Annotated in this window: 1 protein-coding gene; it reads left to right on the forward strand. The window is 56.6% G+C overall.

The window, feature by feature from the left end; genetic code table 11:
* The first annotated feature begins 103 nt into the window (after positions 1-103).
* Positions 104-619 carry a CS1 type fimbrial major subunit gene (locus A9Z05_RS29870; RefSeq protein WP_069621241.1) on the forward strand — a complete coding sequence of 172 codons (516 nt, stop codon included), beginning with the start codon at positions 104-106 and terminating at the stop codon, positions 617-619.
* Positions 620-668: the final 49 nt, after the last annotated feature.

Below are 668 nucleotides of genomic sequence, written 5' to 3' on the forward strand. Positions count from 1 at the left end.
CAAATAAGAGTTGTCTGATTGGGTCGGGCTGACCGGAGGCAGAAAATGTGATTGGCGTGCGCATCCTGTTGCGCTGCCCCTATTAATCATTCGTGGAGTATGTATGCATCAATCAATCGTTCGTGCGTGTCTGCTGGGCGCGGTCGCAATTGCCGGTACCGCGCACGCGGAGGTCAAGCAGCAGTCCTTTGAGATCAAGCTGAGCGCCGAGGTGCCGGTGGCGGGCGGCTTCGAGATCAAGGAGGAGGGTTGGAACAGCGCCGAGCCGCTGAAGCTCGATTGGAACGAGGCCGAAAAGAAGTTCGATTCGAAGAAGAAGAGCGTGCTTGCGAAAAGCGGGGTAGGCAACGTGCAGGTCAAGTTCTCGACCTCCGATGATCCAAAGCTCAGCCACGAAAAGAAAGATGACGCGTTCTTCATGTTGGGTGTCAAGGTCGGCGGCAAGGATGTCGGCGTTGATCCCGTCGAGGTTGTGACGAAGGACGAAGCGAAGAACGGCAAGTCGATCGAAGTGGAGATCACGCCGGGGGAAGCGAGCGATGCGATGAAGGATAGCCTGGTGGCGGGTGACTATACGGGCACGGTGTCGCTGATGTTTGAGACTAAGGTCGACGGGTAAGGAGGAATGCGGTGAAAAAGCTGGTATTGGCAGTTGCAGCGAGTGCGTG

It is taken from the genome of Burkholderia sp. A2 (assembly GCF_001729305.1).
Taxonomy (GTDB): domain Bacteria; phylum Pseudomonadota; class Gammaproteobacteria; order Burkholderiales; family Burkholderiaceae; genus Burkholderia; species Burkholderia sola.

Bases quoted from the DNA above. Each gene is read 5' to 3' on its own strand.
- A9Z05_RS29870 (WP_069621241.1), top strand. From the start codon at position 104: ATGCATCAATCAATCGTTCGTGCGTGTCTGCTGGGCGCGGTCGCAATT.